This is a genomic window from Rhizobium sp. N621 (assembly GCF_001664325.1).
Taxonomy (GTDB): Bacteria; Pseudomonadota; Alphaproteobacteria; order Rhizobiales; family Rhizobiaceae; genus Rhizobium; species Rhizobium esperanzae.
Genome location: NZ_CP013495.1, coordinates 1235414 through 1251659, shown reverse-complemented (window position 1 = coordinate 1251659; position 16246 = coordinate 1235414). Strand labels below are relative to the sequence as shown.

Genomic DNA, 16246 nt, shown 5'->3' with positions numbered 1-16246 from the left:
GCAGCCGGCGAGGCGTTGCCGGGCCTTGCGGAAGCGGCGGGGCACACCGATATCAGCCGCGACGCCCTCATAAGGCGCATGTTGTCGCGTGATCCGGCGATCTGCCCCCACAACGGGGCGGTTGTCAAAGGCCGCGCAAAGGTCTAACGGCTGCGCCCGCTGGAAAAAGCCTGTAAGAAGAAGAAAGAGACATGATGTCCAACTCATTTGTGACAAAGCCTGCGGGCGAAGAGGCGAAGCGCTTTTTCGTCCTCGGCGACCGCATCGAACGACAGGTCCGTATCCGCGGAACCTGGCTCAATATTTTCGACGTCACCGTACCACCCGGCAGCCGGACGCCGAAACATGCGCATGCAAGCCCGGAAGTATTCCGCATTCTCGAGGGTCGTTTGACGATCTGGCGGCTGACCGACAGCGGCCCCGAAGAGATCGAGGCAGGTGCTGGCGACATCGTCACGATCGCGCCCTTTATGGTGCATGGCTACGCCAACCGGGGAACCGTTCCGGCGGTGTTTTCGGCGATCGTCGATCGCGACATGGCCGAATTCATCGAAGCGGAAGGCACGAGCGAGCCGCTGAAAGCCCCCTCGCCCGAGACCATCGCCCGGATGACGGCCGCCGCCAATGCTTATGGGATCACCATTCTGGCGGCCTGACGGTTCGAGCGCGTGATGCCGGTACGTTCGAGCGTCTTCGGCATCACGCAGACATGTGAATTGCCCCGAAATTTCCAGCCGGAAACCATGTTCGCCGCCGTTTTCGAAACTGTCACATCAAGACGCTATAGGGAATTCGCCCAGCGCCTCTTGCGCCGGACCCGTTTCACCGCCAAAATTGCGCCATGCCTGATAGCGACCCATCCAGTACAAGCCCCGTCCGATCAAACCGGAAAGCCGCGGCAGAAGATGCCGACGCTGACTGTAGACGGTGTGGCGATGTCCGCCTCGCACCCAGCCGGGCTCGCACAGAAAGCTTTGCCGATGGGTGATGCGCAGATATAGCGTCTCTGCGAAAGCCCTGCCGCCTTGCCTTATGCGGCATTAAAACCTCAACGAATAGGGTCCCTGTGTTTCTGGAAATTGGCATTGTGGCGTTTCTCACCATCCTGAATGGTGTGCTCGCCATGTCTGAGCTCGCCGTCGTGTCTTCTCGAACGGCACGCCTGAAGGTTCTCTCCGACAATGGGAGCAAGGGTGCAGCTCAAGCCATCAAACTTGCCGAAAACCCCGGTCGCTTTCTCTCCACGGTTCAGATCGGCATCACGCTGGTCGGTGTTCTCTCCGGCGCTTTCTCCGGGGCCACGCTCGGCGGCCGCCTGACAGCATGGCTGGAGGCGCAGGGGATGTCATCGACGGCTGCTGACGCCATCGGCGTCGGTTCCGTCGTCGTGGCTATCACCTATCTCTCCCTGATCGTCGGCGAACTTGTTCCAAAGCAGATCGCATTGCGGGAACCCGAAGCGGTTGCGGCGAGGGTCGCACCCGCCATGGCGATGCTTTCAAAGATTGCGCTGCCTCTCGTCTGGCTTCTCAACGCCTCGGGAAATCTGATGCTCAAGCTGCTCGGCCAGACAGGAAAAGCCGGCGATAACGTCTCTGACGAAGAGATCAAGACCGTTCTGGCCGAGGCGCAGTCGGCGGGCGTCATCGAGAGCGAAGAGTCCGCGATGATCTCTGGCGTCATGCGGCTGGCGGACCGCACCGCCCGGGCGCTGATGACGCCGCGGCGGGACGTCGAAATTATCGATATCGACGACAGCCTCGATGAAATCCGGGCGCAGTTGCACCGGACGAAACGGTCTCGATTGCCGGTTCGCAAAGGCAGTTCCGACGAGGTGATCGGCATCCTTCCGGTCAAGGATTTCTACGACTCGATATCCGAACACGGCAGCGCCGACATCAAGGCACTGACGCAGGATGTCCCCGTGGTTTCGGACCTGGCAACTGCTACCAGTGTGATTGAAGCGATCAGGAAATCGCCTGTTCACATGGTGCTGGTGTTTGACGAATACGGCCATTTCGAGGGGATTGTCTCGTCGGGCGACATTCTGGAAGCGATCATGGGCGCGCTGCAGGAGGGACCGGTCGACGAGCAGGCCATCGCTCGCCGAGACGATGGTTCCTATCTCGTCTCCGGCTGGGCGCCGATCGACGAATTCGCCGAGTTCCTGAATCTCAAGCTCGAGGACGATCTCGAATATCAGACCGTGGCCGGCCTGGTGTTGGAGGAGCTGAAACATCTGCCGGACCTGGGGGAGAGCTTCACGAGAGATGGATGGCGCTTCGAGGTCGTCGATCTCGACGGCAGGCGCGTGGACAAAATCCTTGTCTCTGAAGTGCGCGACTGAGCTCGACGGGGCGCAACATCGACACGATCCGCATCCGCCACATGGAAGACGTGGCTCGACATCAGGAGGTATCGCCATGGCATGGTCCGCCAGCCAATATGTGAAGTTCGAGGACGAGCGCACGCGGCCGGCGCGCGATCTTCTGGCGCAGGTGCCGCTGCAAAGCCTTCGCCGCGCCGTCGACCTCGGCTGCGGCCCAGGCAACTCGACCGAGCTCATCATCGCGCGTTATGGGGCTGGCGGCGTCTCCGGCCTCGACAGCGACATCAACATGCTGGAGGCGGCCCGCAAGCGGCTTCCCGGCACCGCCTTCGTCGAGGCGGATCTTGGCAGCTGGCAGCCGACGGAGCCCGCCGATCTGCTCTTTGCCAATGCCGTCTTCCAATGGCTGCCCGATCACCTCGACATTTTCGAGCGGCTGATGGACGGACTTTCCGAAGGCGGGGTCCTTGCCGTGCAGATGCCCGACAATCTCGGCGAACCCTCGCACCTGGCGATGGAAGAGACTGCCCATGCTGGCCCGTGGAAGGCCGCTTTCGAGGCAAAGAGCGTGCGTCGCCAGCCGCTGGCACCGCCGTCCACCTATTATTCCAGGCTGATTGCCAAGGCGGCGCGCATCGATATCTGGCACACCATCTACAATCATCCGATGGCGGACGCGGCTGATATCGTCGAATGGGTCAAGGGAACCGGGCTGATGCCCTATCTCGCCCATGCCGGCGAGCGACATCGCGAGGCTTTCCTGGCCGATTATCTCGAACGGATGGAAAAAGCCTATCCGAAGCTGTCGGACGGGCGGGTGCTGCTGCGGTTCCCACGGATTTTCATCGTGGCAGTGAAGGGATAACCCGTTGCGGCCGGCATCCTCCGGTTCGCCCCCCAAAGAAAGACCCTCCCCAACCCCTCCACAAGGGGGAGGGGTTAACGCGTGGCGACCGACTGTGGCACGCATCAATCCTTCTACGGATGAAACGGTGAAACGAACTGCGTCGGTGCAACGTCTAAGCCCCTCCCCCTTGTGGGGAGGGGTTTTGAGTCAGCCGGATGAGCTTTTGTAGCCCTGAACGCCCGCCCCCGATACTGTCAAATGCCTGTTACCCCTCGCCGCCTATGTTGCGGCCAAAGCGGCACGCATTATAGTCGGCCGGAGGAACCAGGAGATGACAATATGCACGCTGCCCCTACCCCGCCGGTCACTCTCGTCATCTTCGGCGCCACGGGCGACCTGACGCGCCGGCTCTTGGTGCCGGCGATCATCAACCTGACGCGCCAGCGCCTGGTCGGCGAGGATCTGCACATCCTCGGCATCGGCATTGAAGCAGGTGACGACGAGTTCCTGCGCGGCCGGTTCGATGCCTTCCTCGAGCATCTGAACGGCGAGGAGCAGACGGTCAAGGACGAGGCATGGGAAAGCCTGCGCGGACGCATTTCCTATATGGCCGGAGATTTCACCAAGGAGGATGTTTTCGTCGAGATCGGCAAGCGGCTGGGGCCGAGCGCCAATGCGGCCTTCTATCTGGCGGTGCCGCCGTCCTTCTTCGGGACCATCGTCGAGAAGCTTGCCGCTCATGGGCTGACCGACGAAAGCGAGGGCGTCTTCCGCCGCGTCGCCATCGAGAAGCCGTTCGGCACCGATCTCGCCTCGGCCCGCGCGCTCAACGCGCAAATCCTCGCGCACATCGACGAAAGCCAAGTCTACCGGCTCGACCATTTCCTCGGCAAGGAGACGGTGCAGAACCTGATGACGGCGCGTTTCGCCAACATGATCATCGAGTCCTTGTGGAACAGCCGCTATATCGACCACGTGCAGATCACCGCCGCCGAGATCGTCGATGTCGGCAGCCGCGGCAAATTCTACGATGCCACCGGTGCGCTGCGCGACATGGTGCCGAACCATCTCTTCCAGCTCTTGGCGATGATCGCGATGGAACCGCCAAACAGCTTCGATGCCGAAGCGATCCGCAACGAGAAGAGCAAGGTGCTGAAGGCGCTGCGCATCTATACGCCCGAGGAGGCAAAGACGCATGGTGTGCGCGGCGCCTACACGGCCGGCCCGCTCAACGGCGTCGATCTTCCCGCTTACCCCGACACCAAGGATGTTTCGCCCGACAGCCGCACCGAGACCTATGTGGCGCTGAAGCTCTATGCGGATACATGGCGCTGGGCCGGCGTGCCCTTCTATCTGAGAACCGGAAAGGCCCTGACGGCGCGCGACACCGAGATCGTCATCACCTTCCAGCCGGTGCCTTTCGCTCAGTTTCGCGAGACCGAGGTCAATCGCCGCCTGCCGCCGAACCGGCTGGTGATCCAGGTGCAGCCGGACGAGGGCATGAGCATGGAAATCTCGATCAAGTCACCGGGGCTTTCGGTCGATACGACGCCTGTTTCCCTCGACTTCCGCTATGCCGACAAATTCGACATCGGCAAAACCACCGGATACGAATCGCTGCTCTACGATCTCTTCATCGGCGACCAGACGCTGTTCCAGCGCGCCGATGGCATCGAGGCCGGCTGGGCGGCGGTGCAGCCCTTCCTCGACATCTGGGCTGGGGATACGAGCACACCCGAACCTTACGCGCCGGGCAGCATGGGACCGGCCTGCGCCGACGCGCTCATCGAGCGCGACGGGCGCAAATGGCACGAACTCGGCGTCGTCCTGCACCAGGATGGCCAGAACGGCAAAGAGAGGCTTGCCTGAATTACTGACCTTCGCGGCATGCCGGGCTGACAGAGGCGCCGCTATTGCCGCCCTGCGTGGCAAGCGCGCCGCGCGCCTTGCGCGGCGGGCAGCGCGCCCAGTCGACACGGCCGCTCGGAGCACTGTTGACGACGCTGCCGGTTTCTATCGAGTCGAGCGGGATGACCAGCCCGGTCTGCGGCTCGGCGCCCGGCGCGGTGCCGAGCGGCGGCGTGCCGTCGATGCGGCCGCTGGCATCCATGCCCATGTTCGACTGGGCCAGAACCGGGGCGGAAAGGCTGAGGAGAGCGATCGACGTTGCTGCAATGAACCTGCGCATGATGCTGTTCCTTCTGATGTCGGCAATGCGGCAGAAACAGCCATTCTACGCCCCTTGTTCCCTATCGGGCAGGCCCGGACGTTCAAAGTTTGGCGAGCAGATTAAAAACGTCCCCGGGACTCAATCAAGCCAGCGCGACAGCACCCTCTCGAGGCCAGTCGGATAAAGATCGAGCCCGGCATCACGCAGCATGTCGCGGCCGAACCAGCGTGCCGTTGCCGCCGTCTCGTCGAGCTCGGAATAGCGGATCTCATCGCGATCGTAGAGGGTTTTGTCGGCCAGCTCGATATCGGCGGCGAAGATGAATTCGTGGCCGATTGCGCCGTGGTGTTCGAAGATGTTTTCGAGAAGATGCCAGGGGCCGACGATGCGGATTTCCGTCTCGATCTCCTCACGGATTTCGCGGTGCAGGGCCTGTTCGCGTGTCTCGCCGAATTCGATCGAGCCGCCGAGCGGCCGGACACCTTTGATGCGGCCGCTGTCATCTTCCACTTCTGCAGCGAGCAACCGGTTCTCTCGCCAGGCAAGCCCGATCACTTTCACCCTGATCTGCTGCGGCGGGCGCCAGACGGTCATGCGGCTCTCCTTCTGGGCGCGGACAAATAGAAGAGCCTCGCAGCGAATACCGCGAGGCTCCTGTTTTCGGCCGTCGTTCAGACGAACTGGCTGAGGCCGGGGACGGAGGCGACGACTTCGTCGACGACCTCTTCGCCGGCATATTGTTTGGCAATCGCGATGGTTTCCTTGGCGAGCGAGGTGATCTCGCCCATGCCGAGGCCCTCGCCCATCAGCTGCTGGCCGAGACCCATGATGCCGCCGCCGCCGAGCGAGCTCATCAGCCCACCGAGCAAACCGCCGCCGCCGGCACCTGCACCATTGAACTGGGCGACGAGATCGGCGCCGCCCGGGATCGCCTCGATCATCCGGGCGACCGGGCCGTCGGCGGCCTCGCGCTGCAGGAAGCCGAGCATCATGCCGAGCGCCTTCTCCGCCTGCTCCGGGGAAATACCCACGCGATCGGCAATCTCCGTCACAATTTCATTCATTGTCAGCCTCCTGATATTTTGACGTTAACGTCAACGTTATTCGAGATTCGAGTGCAACTCAAGCCAGCGGTTTCGCTTGCCATGCAAACAGTTGTCCGCATCTGCCTGCCTGCTTATAACAGGGAAACGATGGTTCGATGAAGGCGGCGCAAGCCGGACCTTCTCAACAAACGGCGGCAGAGCCGAAGGGAGCATGGGGATGATCGAGGACGGCAAGATTTTCATCGGCGCGAGCCGCAATCCCGACGACAGCATCAACAAGCCGGAATATCTCGACCTGAAATTCGGCAACCGCCACGGCCTCGTCACCGGCGCCACCGGCACCGGCAAGACGGTGACGCTGCAGGTGCTGGCGGAAGGCTTTTCCCGGGCCGGCGTTCCGGTCTTTGCCGCCGATATCAAAGGCGATCTTTCCGGCATCGCCGCCAAAGGCGAGGCCAAGGATTTTCTCACCAAGCGCGCCGAGCAGATCGGTTTCAGCGATTATGAATTCGACCAGTTTCCGGTGATTTTCTGGGATCTGTTCGGGCAGAAGGGCCACCGGGTGCGCACCACCGTCGCCGAGATGGGGCCGCTGTTGCTCGCCCGGCTGATGGACGCTTCCGAGCCGCAGGAAGGCGTCATCAACATCGCCTTCAAAATCGCCGATCAGGCCGGCCTGCCGCTGCTCGATCTCAAGGATTTCACCTCGCTTTTGAACTATATGGGCGAGAATGCCACCGAGCTTTCCAGCCAGTACGGTCTGATCTCCAAGGCCTCGGTCGGCTCGATCCAGCGGGCGCTACTCGTTCTCGAACAGCAGGGTGCGGAACATTTCTTCGGCGAGCCGGCGCTGAAGATCTCCGACATCATGCGCACCAGCAATAATGGCTACGGCCAGATTTCGGTGCTTGCCGCCGACAAGCTGATGATGAATCCGCGCCTTTACGCCACCTTCCTGCTCTGGTTGCTGTCGGAGCTGTTCGAGGAACTGCCTGAGGTGGGCGATCCGGAAAAGCCGAAGCTAGTCTTCTTCTTCGACGAAGCGCATCTGCTGTTCAACGACGCGCCGAAGGTTCTGGTCGAACGCGTCGAGCAGGTGGTGCGGCTGATCCGCTCCAAGGGCGTCGGCGTCTATTTCGTCACGCAGAACCCGCTCGACGTGCCGGAAACGGTGCTCGCCCAGCTCGGCAACCGCGCCCAGCATGCGCTGCGCGCCTATTCGCCGCGCGAACAGAAGGCGGTGAAGACGGCGGCCGATACCTTCCGCCCCAACCCGGCCTTCGACTGCGCCACCGTCATCACCAATCTCGGCACCGGCGAGGCGCTGGTCTCGACGCTGGAGGCCAAGGGCGCGCCGTCGATCGTCGAGCGCACGCTGATCCGCCCGCCGTCGGGCCGCGTCGGCCCGCTGACCGACGGCGAACGCCAGCAGGTGATGGACAGAAGCCCGGTTCTCGGCATCTATGACGAAGACGTCGACCGCGAATCCGCCTTCGAGATGCTGGCGGCGCGCGCCAAAAAAGCGGCGGAAGCCGAGGCCGCCAAGCGGGCGCAGGAGGAAGCGGCCGAACAGCAGGGCACGACCTCCGGCTGGAACCTGCCGGGCTTTGGCGGCGATGACGACAACCGCCAGGGCCGCGGCCAATCGCGCGGCCGGTCCGGCTATCAGCGCGAAACGGTAGTGGAAGCGGCGATGAAGAGCGTGGCGCGCACGGTGGCGACCCAGGTCGGCCGGGCGCTGGTGCGCGGGATCCTGGGGAGCTTGAAGCGATAGCTTCGCTCTCTTCCCCCTCGCTGAGAAGAGAGCGAGACAAAGGTGCAATGTTGCTGCGCGCGCCGCCATGACACAAAATACCGTGTCGAAAATCGAAAGCGCTGACGATGTCCTGCTATCGTCAATCGTGCGGTACATGCATTCTCTGGGCGGCGGCGTCGAGCTTGTCTTGAAAACACCCGAAGGAAAAGCCAGGCGCGTTGATTTTGATCCTGAGATTTACGTCAAGCAGACCGTGTAGCCGCAGAGCACCCGAATAACCACAGCGAGGTAGGATCGGACTGCCGGCGGGCCGAGGATCTTGAACCTGACATCTTCATTCCCTAAATTCGCAGCCATCGATCATTTCAACAGGATGTGTGCCGCAATGGATTTCAACCCGATCGCAACGCCAGTTCGCCTTGCCAACGGGGATATCCAGATCCATGCCTGCATCCATCACCCTCTCCCGGATTTCGTGGTCCGCGCCTGATGGGCGGCCGCTTTTTTCTAATCTTGACCTGAGCTTCGGGCCGGAGCGCACCGGTCTCGTCGGCCGCAACGGCGTCGGCAAGACGACGCTGCTGAAGCTTGTCTCCGGTGAGATCCGGCCGCATGCCGGGACGATCTCGGTCAGCGGCAGCCTCGGCATTCTGCGCCAGAGCGTGCAGGTCGCGCCGGAGGAGACCATCGCCGATCTCTTCGGTGTCACCGCTGCGCTTGCCGTTCTCCACCGTGCCGAAGCCGGCAGGGCAACCGCCGACGAGCTTGCTGCGGCCGACTGGATGCTGCCGGCGCGCATCGCCGCAGCACTCGGCCGCACCGGGCTCGACGCAGAGCCGCACACACCGCTTGCCGCGCTCTCCGGCGGGCAGCGCACGCGGGCCGGGCTGGCCGCGCTTGTATTCACCGAGCCGGATTTCCTGCTGCTCGACGAACCCACCAACAATCTCGATCGCGACGGCCGCGCGGCGGTAATCGCGCTGATGTCAGGCTGGCGGGCCGGCGCGATCATCGTCAGCCATGACCGGGAACTGCTCGAAAGCGTCGATCAGATCGTCGAACTGACGTCGCTCGGCGCCACCCGCCATGGCGGCAACTGGAGCCATTATCGCGAGCGCAAGGCGCTGGAGCTTGGCGCAGCGGAACATGACCTTGCCGATGCCGAAAAGCGCATGGCCGAGGTGGCGCGCAAGACGCAGGCGACGGTGGAGCGTCAGGCGCGCCGGGACAGCGCCGGGCGGAAGACGGCGGCCAAGGGCGGCATCCCGCGCATCCTGCTCGGCGGTATGAAGGAGCGGAGCGAAACGACCGGCGGCGACAACGCCCGCCTTGCCGAACGCCGGCGCGCGGCGGCACAGGAAGACGCAAAGGCGGCGCGCGAGAAGATCGAGATCCTGCAGCCGCTATCGGTGAGCCTGCCGCCGACGGGACTGCCGACCAGCAAGATCGTGCTGAAGATCGACGGCGTGACGGCAGGTTACCGGCCTGATGAACCCGTCATCTGCGATCTCTCTTTCGACGTGACGGGACCGGAACGCATCGCCATTACCGGGGCGAACGGCTCGGGCAAGACGACGATGCTCGCACTCATTACCGGCGAGCTGAAAGCCTGGGCCGGCACGGTCGCGGTGATGACCGGTTTTGCGATGCTCGACCAGAAGGTCGGCCTTCTCGATCCGTCAGCCTCGATCCGCGACAATTTCCGCCGGATCAATCCGCAAGCGGATGAAAACACCTGCCGGGCCGCGCTGGCCCGCTTCATGTTCAGGGCGGATGCGGCGCTACAGACGGTTTCGACGCTCAGCGGCGGCCAATTGCTGCGCGCCGGCCTTGCCTGCACACTCGGCGCCGCACCACCGCCGCTGCTGATCCTCGACGAGCCCACCAACCATCTCGACATCGACTCAATATCGGCGGTCGAGGCGGGTCTCGGCGCCTATGACGGGGCGCTGATCGTCGTCAGCCACGACGAGACGTTTCTCGAAAACATCGGCATAACGCGGCGGCTGGAATTGCCGGGCGGCTATGTGGGTGGGTGATTTTAGGGGGAGCTGCCTTTCCCCATTCCCGCCCGCCTTTCAGGAGCGCGGCATCCTCCAACGTCCCTCATGCTGAGGTGCGAAGCCCGAGAGGCGTAGCCTCGAAGCACGCCGCAACATTGCTTCCTGCATCCCTCCGACGTCGCCTCCCTTGCCTCATTTTGCCGGCAATGGTATTTCCCTCCTGCAACTCTTTCGAGAAAGGAGGATCACGTCATGCAGTATTATTTCCGGCATCATCGCCAGCGTGGTCCCGTCGACGCCCTGCAAATGCGTTTGCAGGGCTGACCAGAGACGCTTTCACATCTCTTCCTGGTCTGCCCTTCGTGGCCGATGCGCCGCCGTCAGATGACAGCGCGCATTCCTTTTATTCCCGGGCCTCAAAGACGCAATCCGTGATGGCTTGATGCCGCCGATTGCGCTTGCCCCCGGTCAGGACCAGAGAACGAACATGACCCTCATCGCTATCCGCAATCTCGGCGTGACGCTGGGCAATCCGCTGTTTTCCAACCTCAATCTCGTCGTCAATTCAGGCGACCGCATTGGTCTCGTCGCCGCCAACGGCCGCGGGAAATCCACCCTGCTTGCCTGTATCACCGGCGCGCTGGAGCCGAGCGAGGGCGAGATCACTAAGGCCCGCGGGCTCACGATCGGCCATGTCGCGCAGAATGTGCCGGCCGCACTTTCCGACACGCCATTCTATGATGCGGTGCTGCAGGCGCTGCCGGCCGATCAGGCCGAAAGCGAGAGCTGGCGCGTCGATGTCGTGCTGGAATCGCTCGAAGTCCCGGAGGTGATGCGCGGCCGGCCTCTGAAGCAGTTGAGCGGCGGCTGGCAGCGGCTGGCGATGATCGCCCGCAGCTGGGTCACCGAGCCAGACGTGCTGCTGCTCGACGAGCCGACCAACCATCTCGACCTCAAAAAGATCGCGCAGCTGGAAAGCTGGCTGAATGCGCTGCCGCGTGACGTGCCGGTCATCCTCTCCAGCCACGACCGCGCCTTCCTCGATGCGACGACGAACAGGACGCTGTTCCTGCGGCCGGAGCAATCGCCGGTCTTTGCGCTCCCCTATAGCAGCGCACGCGCCGCTCTTGACGAGATCGACGCCGCCGAAGCGCGGCGCTACGAGCGCGACATGAAGACGGCGGAACAATTGCGCAAGCAGGCGGCCAAGCTCAAGAACATCGGGATCAATTCCGGCAGCGACCTGCTCGTCGTCAAGACGAAGCAGCTGAAGCAGCGGGCGGAGAAGCTGGAGGATGCGGTAAAACCGGCACATCTGGAACGCTCGGCCGGCGCCATCCGGCTTGCCAACCGCGGCACGCATGCCAAGGTGCTGCTGACGCTGGAGGACGCCGCGGTGACGACGCCGGATGGAACGCTGCTCTTCAGGACCGGCCGGCAATTTATCTGCCAGGATGACTGCATCGTACTCCTTGGCCACAACGGCGCCGGCAAGTCGCGGCTGGTGACGATGCTGAAGCAGGCGATCGAAAGGCCGGAGGCGGCGCCGGGCGGGATCAAGGCGACGCCGTCGCTGGTTCTCGGCTATGGCGACCAGGCGCTTGCCGATCTTGCCGACAGGGACACGCCGATCGGCACGATCATCCGCCGCTTCGATGTCGGCGACCAGCGGGCGCGGGCGCTGCTCGCCGGAGCCGGCATAACGATCGACATGCAGTCAAAACCGATCGGCCAGCTGTCCGGCGGCCAAAAGGCGCGGCTCGGCATGCTGGTGCTGAGGCTGACGGAGCCGAACTTCTATCTGCTGGACGAGCCGACCAACCATCTCGATATCGAGGGGCAGGAAGCGCTGGAGAACGAGCTGATGGCGCACGAGGCGAGCTGCCTGCTGGTCTCGCACGACCGCAGCTTCGTGCGGGCGGTGGGAAACCGCTTCTGGCTGATCGAGAAGAAGCGGCTGGTGGAGGTGGAGAGCCCGGAGGGGTTTTTTGCTTCTGTGGCGGGGTGATGGATGGCGGCGGCGTGCCGTGCAGCCCCCTCATCCGGCTGCCGCCACCTTTGCCTGGGTAGAGCCAGGGGTCTCGGCCCGTCCTTCGGACCCCCATGGGGAGAAGAGACTCGTTGCTATGCCGCGGGCTGTCTCGTAGGCGCAGCATCTTGCCCGTAGGGCGGATGAGGGGGCCGGCGGCACGACCCCAAAAGCAGCCCAATCACTACCGCTTCGGCGCCACCAGGCAGAAGAAGGCGCCCTGGGGGTCGGTGGCCTGGATGATCCAGCTGCCGCCGGGGACCTCCATCGGGCCGTTGACGACCTTGCCGCCGCCTGAGGTGACGCGTTCGATCGCGGCATCGAGTGCCGGCACGATGAAATAGTAGCACCAGAAGGTCATCGGCAGGTTGTCCGGCTTCGTCATCATGCCGCCGGTCTGCCGGCCGTCATGGGCGAAGATGTAGTAGACGCCCATCGGCCCCATGTCCATTTCGCTGTCCTTCGTCCAGCCGAACCGCCTGGAATAAAAGTCCAGCGCCTCTTTGCCGTTGCCGGCGTAGAGCTCGCGCCAGCCGATATTGCCGGGCGCGTCGGGGGCCAGTTCCGGCCGGGTCTGCTCCATCGGCGCCGGCGTCATGATGCAAATGACGGCGCCATGCGGATCGGCGACCACGGCGAAGCGGCCGATCGTCGGGATGTCCTGCGGCGGACGGCGCACCGCCCCGCCATTGGCGGCGAAATCCTTTGCCGTCTGGTCGACATCGTCGACGCCGACATAGCCCGTCCAGTTCGGCGGTATGCCCTGGCCTGCGAGCTCGGGCGGAAACTCCATCAGGCCGGCAACGCCAATACCGTTCGCCTCGAAGACGGTATAGGTCGGCATGCCTTCCACCTTCATTTCGGAGGTGGTCCAGCCGACGACGGAGCTGTAGAATTTTGCGGCGGCTGCGGTGTCGGGGGTCATCAGCTCACACCAGATGAACTTTCCATGCATCTTGGACATCATGCTCTCCCTCTTCTGACGCCGCCCTTTCGCTAGGGGCGCCGTGGTTGTCAGATTTTGCGGATGTAATGTGCTTCCATGAACTGCTTCCACGAGCCGTCCTCCTGCCTGGCGCTGGAGGTGAAAGTGCGGTGATTGTCGTCGACGAAGGTGATGCACTCGCGGTAGTCGGCGAAGCCATCGCCGCTGAAGTCGGGTCCAGTCGTATAGAGGTCGAGCACATTGCCGGAGGCGTCGACCTCGCCCTCATAGACCCACATATAGTCCATCATGCTGCCGATCCAGCTGCCGACATATTTGTTCTTTTCGGCGTTGTAGCCGAGCGTCAGGATCGTGGTGGCCGGCTTGCCATCGGGCATATGGCCGGTCCCTTCGGCGACAAACCAGATGCCGTGGAGCGAGCGGACGGTCTCCGCCCAGTCGTTGCCGTCGGACATCTCGGGTGCGCTGACGCTCCAGTCGCCGACCAGTCTTTCCAAAAAGGAATGCTCTTTCAGCACTTCGGCGGCCTTCATCATTCTCTTCTCCCTTCGAATGACGATATCCAGGAGGTTTGATTGCTCAGTGACAGCAGGACGATGTCTTCGGAGCATCCTCATATTCGTCATGGCGGCGCACGAAATTCATGGTGCTTTCCTCGTTGCGGCCCTTCGGCGCGCGGTCGAGGATCATCAGGGTTCCGATCAGTTCTTCCGGCCCGCGGGCATAGCTCGAATAGGTATGGAAGACCTCGCCCTTATCGTTGCGGTAGAAGGCACTGAGGCCCGGCAGTTCGTCATGGGCCTCAGCCGGCTCGATAGAAGTGAAATTGTAGAAGACTTTGTCTTTGGCAAGGTCCTCCGGACTGAAAGAGACGTGATAATCGAAATTGAAATCGCTGCCGAAGGACGAGACCCAGGGGAATTTCCAGCCCATGCGCTTTTTGTAGGCGGCGATCTTCTCGAGCGGGGCACGCGAAACAGCGACCCAGGTGACGTCGTGATGGTTGAGATGCGGCAGGGCGCCATCGACGTGATCCGACAGGAAGGAGCAGCCGGGGCAGCCGGCCTGCCAGTCGGGACCGAGCATGAAATGATAGATCAAAAGCTGGCTGCGGCCATCGAAGAGATCGGCGAGCGACTTCTTTCCCTCGGGCGTTTCGAAGACATAATCCTTGTCGACCTTCACCCAGGGCAGCGCCATGCGCTCGGCATTGATGCCGTCGCGCAGCTTCGTCGCCTCCTTTTCCTTCAAGAGCAGGGCACGCCGGGCCTCCAGCCATTCCTCGCGGGACACAACCTCATTCTGCATGGAATGCGCCCTCCTCCGGCGCCTGCCGGTGAAGCCGGCTCATCTCCTTCTCCTTGACTAATTACATTGATATCAATATAAATTGCGCATGTCAAATTCGATCGAGATTCCGTTTTCGACGACGCTGCTGGTGCGCGACACCTGCCTCTGCCTGCATGTGCAGCGGGCAGCCCGCGCGCTTGCCCGGCTGTTCGACGATGCGCTGCGGCCGGCCGGCCTCACCAACGGGCAGTTTTCCCTGATGATGTCGCTGAACCGGCCGGAACCGCCGCCGATGGGGCCGGTCGCCGCCCTGCTCGCCATGGACCAGACGACGCTGACGGCGGCGCTGAAGCCCTTACAGCGGAAGGGCTGGGTGACGGTGGTGGAGAACCCGAGGGACCGGCGTGGCCGCCTGCTCAGCCTTACGGCGGAAGGCAAGGCGGTGCTGGCAAAGGCACTGCCGATCTGGGAAAGCACGCATGCGGCCCTCGACGACGGATTGCCGGGCGGCGGCGTTACGCGGCTGCGGCAGGATCTGCAGGCGCTGTCGGGGGTGGATGCGCCGAAACCGGCTGAGGGGTCGCGCCGGCGGCGTTATAGCGGGCGGGTAAGGGGCGCTTAGGGCGACCTGCCCCTCATCCGCCTGCCGGCACCTTCTCCCCGTTCTGACGGGGAGAAGGGGATATGCCACACCCTCTCCGTCCCACGCGGCCTTTCGCAGGGCACGTCCCCTCGCCCCGTCAGAACGGGGAGAGGGTTAGGGTGAGGGGCAATTCCAAGGCGCTGAATCGCCGGGATCAGGCGACCGTGACCGGAACTTCGGTCGAGGTGCGCATGGCGTGGCTGTAGGGGCAGACGATGTGGGCCGCGGCGGCGAGCTTTTCGGCGGTTTCACGGTCGAGGCCGGGAATATTGACCGTCAGGGCCACTTCGATGCCGAAGCCGGTGCCGTCTTCGCGCGGGCCGATGCCGACCTTGGCCGAGACGGTGGTCTCTTCCGGAATCTTGACCTTCTGCTGGCCTGCAACAAATTTCAAGGCACCGAGGAAGCAGGCGGAATAGCCGGCAGCGAAGAGCTGTTCGGGATTGGTGCCGGTCGCGCCGTCGCCGCCGAGTTCCTTGGGAACGGTCAGCGTCACGTCCAGAACGCCGTTTTCGGAAACGGCGCGGCCGGCGCGGCCGCCGGTGGCGGAGGCTTTGGTCGTATAAAGAATAGGCATGACGATCTCCTTTGGTTGGCCCTTCGATCGGGCTGGGGTTTTACTATCGCACAATTAAATTGCACACAAGTGAATTTTGCGAATTGCATTTCACGGATGGAAAGAAGACAATCGCAGCCTCGGGGATGACGGATATGAAAGCGCTAACGGCAAAGACGATGGAGATACCTGAGGAGGAGAAGCGGCTGGAAAAGCAGCTGTGCTTTGCGGTCTATGCGACAGCGCATGCTTTTACCCGCGCCTATAAACCGATCCTCGACAGGGTCGGCCTCACCTATCCGCAATATCTCGTGATGCTGGTGCTGTGGGAGCGCAGTGCGCTGCCGGTGAAGACGATCGGCGAGCAGCTGGACCTCGATTCCGGCACGCTGTCGCCGCTGTTGAAACGGCTGGAACAGAGCGGGCTGATCAAGCGCATCCGCGATCTGCGCGACGAGCGACAGGTGATCGTGTCGCTGACGCCGAAAGGTGAGGCGATGAAGGGAGAGGTCGATAAGATCATGACGGCGATCGGGAAAGCCGCCGGCTGCACGATCGAGGAAATGGCCGAGATGCGCGACATGCTGCATCGGCTGCGGGCCAATCTCAGCCGGGTCGGCGACGGCTGAAA

At 63.0% G+C, this 16246-nt stretch carries 18 protein-coding genes; 10 read left to right on the top strand and 8 right to left on the bottom strand.

Annotated features, from left to right (window positions below):
* The first annotated feature begins 191 nt into the window (after positions 1-191).
* The 5 genes from AMK00_RS06130 (at position 192) to zwf (ending at position 5045) form a co-directional block, all read left to right on the top strand.
* On the top strand, positions 192-656 hold the full coding sequence (locus AMK00_RS06130) for a cupin domain-containing protein (RefSeq protein ID WP_064801202.1): 465 nt from the start codon (positions 192-194) through the stop codon (positions 654-656).
* Between the two features lie 15 nt (positions 657-671).
* Complete coding sequence (locus AMK00_RS06125) at positions 672-1001, top strand: hypothetical protein (protein WP_123876184.1); 330 nt, start codon at positions 672-674, stop codon at positions 999-1001.
* A gap of 65 nt (positions 1002-1066) precedes the next feature.
* The gene (locus tag AMK00_RS06120) at positions 1067-2347 is read left to right on the top strand and encodes a hemolysin family protein (RefSeq protein ID WP_064801198.1); all 1281 of its coding nucleotides are present in this window, start codon (positions 1067-1069) and stop codon (positions 2345-2347) included.
* 76 nt (positions 2348-2423) lie between these two features.
* Complete coding sequence (tam, locus tag AMK00_RS06115; RefSeq protein WP_064801196.1) at positions 2424-3194, top strand: trans-aconitate 2-methyltransferase; 771 nt, start codon at positions 2424-2426, stop codon at positions 3192-3194.
* A 321-nt stretch (positions 3195-3515) separates the two neighbouring features.
* Positions 3516-5045, top strand: coding sequence for a glucose-6-phosphate dehydrogenase (gene zwf / locus AMK00_RS06110; RefSeq protein ID WP_064801194.1), 1530 nt, complete (start codon positions 3516-3518; stop codon positions 5043-5045).
* Between the two features lies 1 nt (position 5046).
* Here the strand turns inward: zwf and AMK00_RS06105 are convergent, their stop codons facing one another.
* The 3 genes from AMK00_RS06105 to AMK00_RS06095 form a co-directional block, all read right to left on the bottom strand.
* Positions 5047-5364 (bottom strand): hypothetical protein, encoded by a 318-nt coding sequence (locus AMK00_RS06105; RefSeq protein WP_064801192.1) that lies wholly within the window; start codon positions 5362-5364, stop codon positions 5047-5049.
* A 120-nt stretch (positions 5365-5484) separates the two neighbouring features.
* Positions 5485-5940, bottom strand: a complete 456-nt coding sequence (locus AMK00_RS06100; RefSeq protein WP_064801190.1) for an NUDIX domain-containing protein — start codon at positions 5938-5940, stop codon at positions 5485-5487.
* Positions 5941-6017: 77 nt separating this feature from the next.
* Positions 6018-6410 carry a DUF937 domain-containing protein gene (locus AMK00_RS06095; RefSeq protein WP_064801188.1) on the bottom strand — a complete coding sequence of 131 codons (393 nt, stop codon included), beginning with the start codon at positions 6408-6410 and terminating at the stop codon, positions 6018-6020.
* Between the two features lie 199 nt (positions 6411-6609).
* On the opposite strand from AMK00_RS06095, the gene AMK00_RS06090 reads away from it, so the two are divergent.
* The gene (locus tag AMK00_RS06090; protein WP_064801186.1) at positions 6610-8166 is read left to right on the top strand and encodes a helicase HerA-like C-terminal domain-containing protein; all 1557 of its coding nucleotides are present in this window, start codon (positions 6610-6612) and stop codon (positions 8164-8166) included.
* Between the two features lie 316 nt (positions 8167-8482).
* Here the strand turns inward: AMK00_RS06090 and AMK00_RS33435 are convergent, their stop codons facing one another.
* Positions 8483-8605, bottom strand: coding sequence for a hypothetical protein (locus AMK00_RS33435; RefSeq protein ID WP_257784630.1), 123 nt, complete (start codon positions 8603-8605; stop codon positions 8483-8485).
* Between AMK00_RS33435 and AMK00_RS06080 the strand changes: the two genes are divergently transcribed.
* Both AMK00_RS06080 and AMK00_RS06075 read left to right on the top strand, forming a co-directional pair.
* Positions 8592-10187, top strand: a complete 1596-nt coding sequence (locus AMK00_RS06080) for an ABC-F family ATP-binding cassette domain-containing protein (RefSeq protein WP_064809887.1) — start codon at positions 8592-8594, stop codon at positions 10185-10187. The genes AMK00_RS33435 and AMK00_RS06080 overlap by 14 nt on opposite strands.
* Positions 10188-10638: 451 nt before the next feature.
* Positions 10639-12159, top strand: coding sequence for an ABC-F family ATP-binding cassette domain-containing protein (locus AMK00_RS06075; protein WP_064811658.1), 1521 nt, complete (start codon positions 10639-10641; stop codon positions 12157-12159).
* Positions 12160-12364: 205 nt separating this feature from the next.
* Here the strand turns inward: AMK00_RS06075 and AMK00_RS06070 are convergent, their stop codons facing one another.
* Genes AMK00_RS06070 through AMK00_RS06060 form a run of 3 tightly spaced genes read right to left on the bottom strand, consistent with a single transcriptional unit; the run spans position 12365 to position 14434 of the window.
* Complete coding sequence (locus AMK00_RS06070; protein WP_064801182.1) at positions 12365-13144, bottom strand: VOC family protein; 780 nt, start codon at positions 13142-13144, stop codon at positions 12365-12367.
* A gap of 50 nt (positions 13145-13194) precedes the next feature.
* The gene (locus AMK00_RS06065) at positions 13195-13662 is read right to left on the bottom strand and encodes a DUF1579 domain-containing protein (RefSeq protein ID WP_064801180.1); all 468 of its coding nucleotides are present in this window, start codon (positions 13660-13662) and stop codon (positions 13195-13197) included.
* A gap of 43 nt (positions 13663-13705) precedes the next feature.
* Positions 13706-14434: a DUF899 domain-containing protein gene (locus AMK00_RS06060; protein WP_064809886.1), complete on the bottom strand. Its 729-nt coding sequence runs from the start codon at positions 14432-14434 to the stop codon at positions 13706-13708.
* 88 nt (positions 14435-14522) lie between these two features.
* Between AMK00_RS06060 and AMK00_RS06055 the strand changes: the two genes are divergently transcribed.
* Positions 14523-15038, top strand: a complete 516-nt coding sequence (locus AMK00_RS06055; protein ID WP_064801176.1) for a MarR family winged helix-turn-helix transcriptional regulator — start codon at positions 14523-14525, stop codon at positions 15036-15038.
* 175 nt (positions 15039-15213) lie between these two features.
* Here AMK00_RS06055 and AMK00_RS06050 read toward each other — a convergent pair whose 3' ends face one another.
* A complete protein-coding gene (locus AMK00_RS06050; RefSeq protein ID WP_003569525.1) occupies positions 15214-15636 on the bottom strand; it encodes an organic hydroperoxide resistance protein in 423 nt (140 codons plus the stop codon).
* Positions 15637-15761: 125 nt separating this feature from the next.
* Between AMK00_RS06050 and AMK00_RS06045 the strand changes: the two genes are divergently transcribed.
* Positions 15762-16244 (top strand): MarR family winged helix-turn-helix transcriptional regulator, encoded by a 483-nt coding sequence (locus AMK00_RS06045; protein ID WP_064801174.1) that lies wholly within the window; start codon positions 15762-15764, stop codon positions 16242-16244.
* Positions 16245-16246 lie beyond the last annotated feature (2 nt).

Coding starts and splice junctions, on each gene's coding strand:
- AMK00_RS06130 (WP_064801202.1), top strand. CDS start 192: ATGATGTCCAACTCATTTGTGACAAAGCCTGCGGGCGAAGAGGCGAAG.
- AMK00_RS06125 (WP_123876184.1), top strand. CDS start 672: ATGCCGGTACGTTCGAGCGTCTTCGGCATCACGCAGACATGTGAATTG.
- tam (WP_064801196.1), top strand. CDS start 2,424: ATGGCATGGTCCGCCAGCCAATATGTGAAGTTCGAGGACGAGCGCACG.
- zwf (WP_064801194.1), top strand. CDS start 3,516: ATGCACGCTGCCCCTACCCCGCCGGTCACTCTCGTCATCTTCGGCGCC.
- AMK00_RS06105 (WP_064801192.1), bottom strand. CDS start 5,364: ATGCGCAGGTTCATTGCAGCAACGTCGATCGCTCTCCTCAGCCTTTCC.
- AMK00_RS06100 (WP_064801190.1), bottom strand. CDS start 5,940: ATGACCGTCTGGCGCCCGCCGCAGCAGATCAGGGTGAAAGTGATCGGG.
- AMK00_RS06095 (WP_064801188.1), bottom strand. CDS start 6,410: ATGAATGAAATTGTGACGGAGATTGCCGATCGCGTGGGTATTTCCCCG.
- AMK00_RS06090 (WP_064801186.1), top strand. CDS start 6,610: ATGATCGAGGACGGCAAGATTTTCATCGGCGCGAGCCGCAATCCCGAC.
- AMK00_RS06080 (WP_064809887.1), top strand. CDS start 8,592: ATGCCTGCATCCATCACCCTCTCCCGGATTTCGTGGTCCGCGCCTGAT.
- AMK00_RS33435 (WP_257784630.1), bottom strand. CDS start 8,605: ATGGATGCAGGCATGGATCTGGATATCCCCGTTGGCAAGGCGAACTGG.
- AMK00_RS06075 (WP_064811658.1), top strand. CDS start 10,639: ATGACCCTCATCGCTATCCGCAATCTCGGCGTGACGCTGGGCAATCCG.
- AMK00_RS06070 (WP_064801182.1), bottom strand. CDS start 13,144: ATGTCCAAGATGCATGGAAAGTTCATCTGGTGTGAGCTGATGACCCCC.
- AMK00_RS06065 (WP_064801180.1), bottom strand. CDS start 13,662: ATGATGAAGGCCGCCGAAGTGCTGAAAGAGCATTCCTTTTTGGAAAGA.
- AMK00_RS06060 (WP_064809886.1), bottom strand. CDS start 14,434: ATGCAGAATGAGGTTGTGTCCCGCGAGGAATGGCTGGAGGCCCGGCGT.
- AMK00_RS06055 (WP_064801176.1), top strand. CDS start 14,523: ATGTCAAATTCGATCGAGATTCCGTTTTCGACGACGCTGCTGGTGCGC.
- AMK00_RS06050 (WP_003569525.1), bottom strand. CDS start 15,636: ATGCCTATTCTTTATACGACCAAAGCCTCCGCCACCGGCGGCCGCGCC.
- AMK00_RS06045 (WP_064801174.1), top strand. CDS start 15,762: ATGACGGATATGAAAGCGCTAACGGCAAAGACGATGGAGATACCTGAG.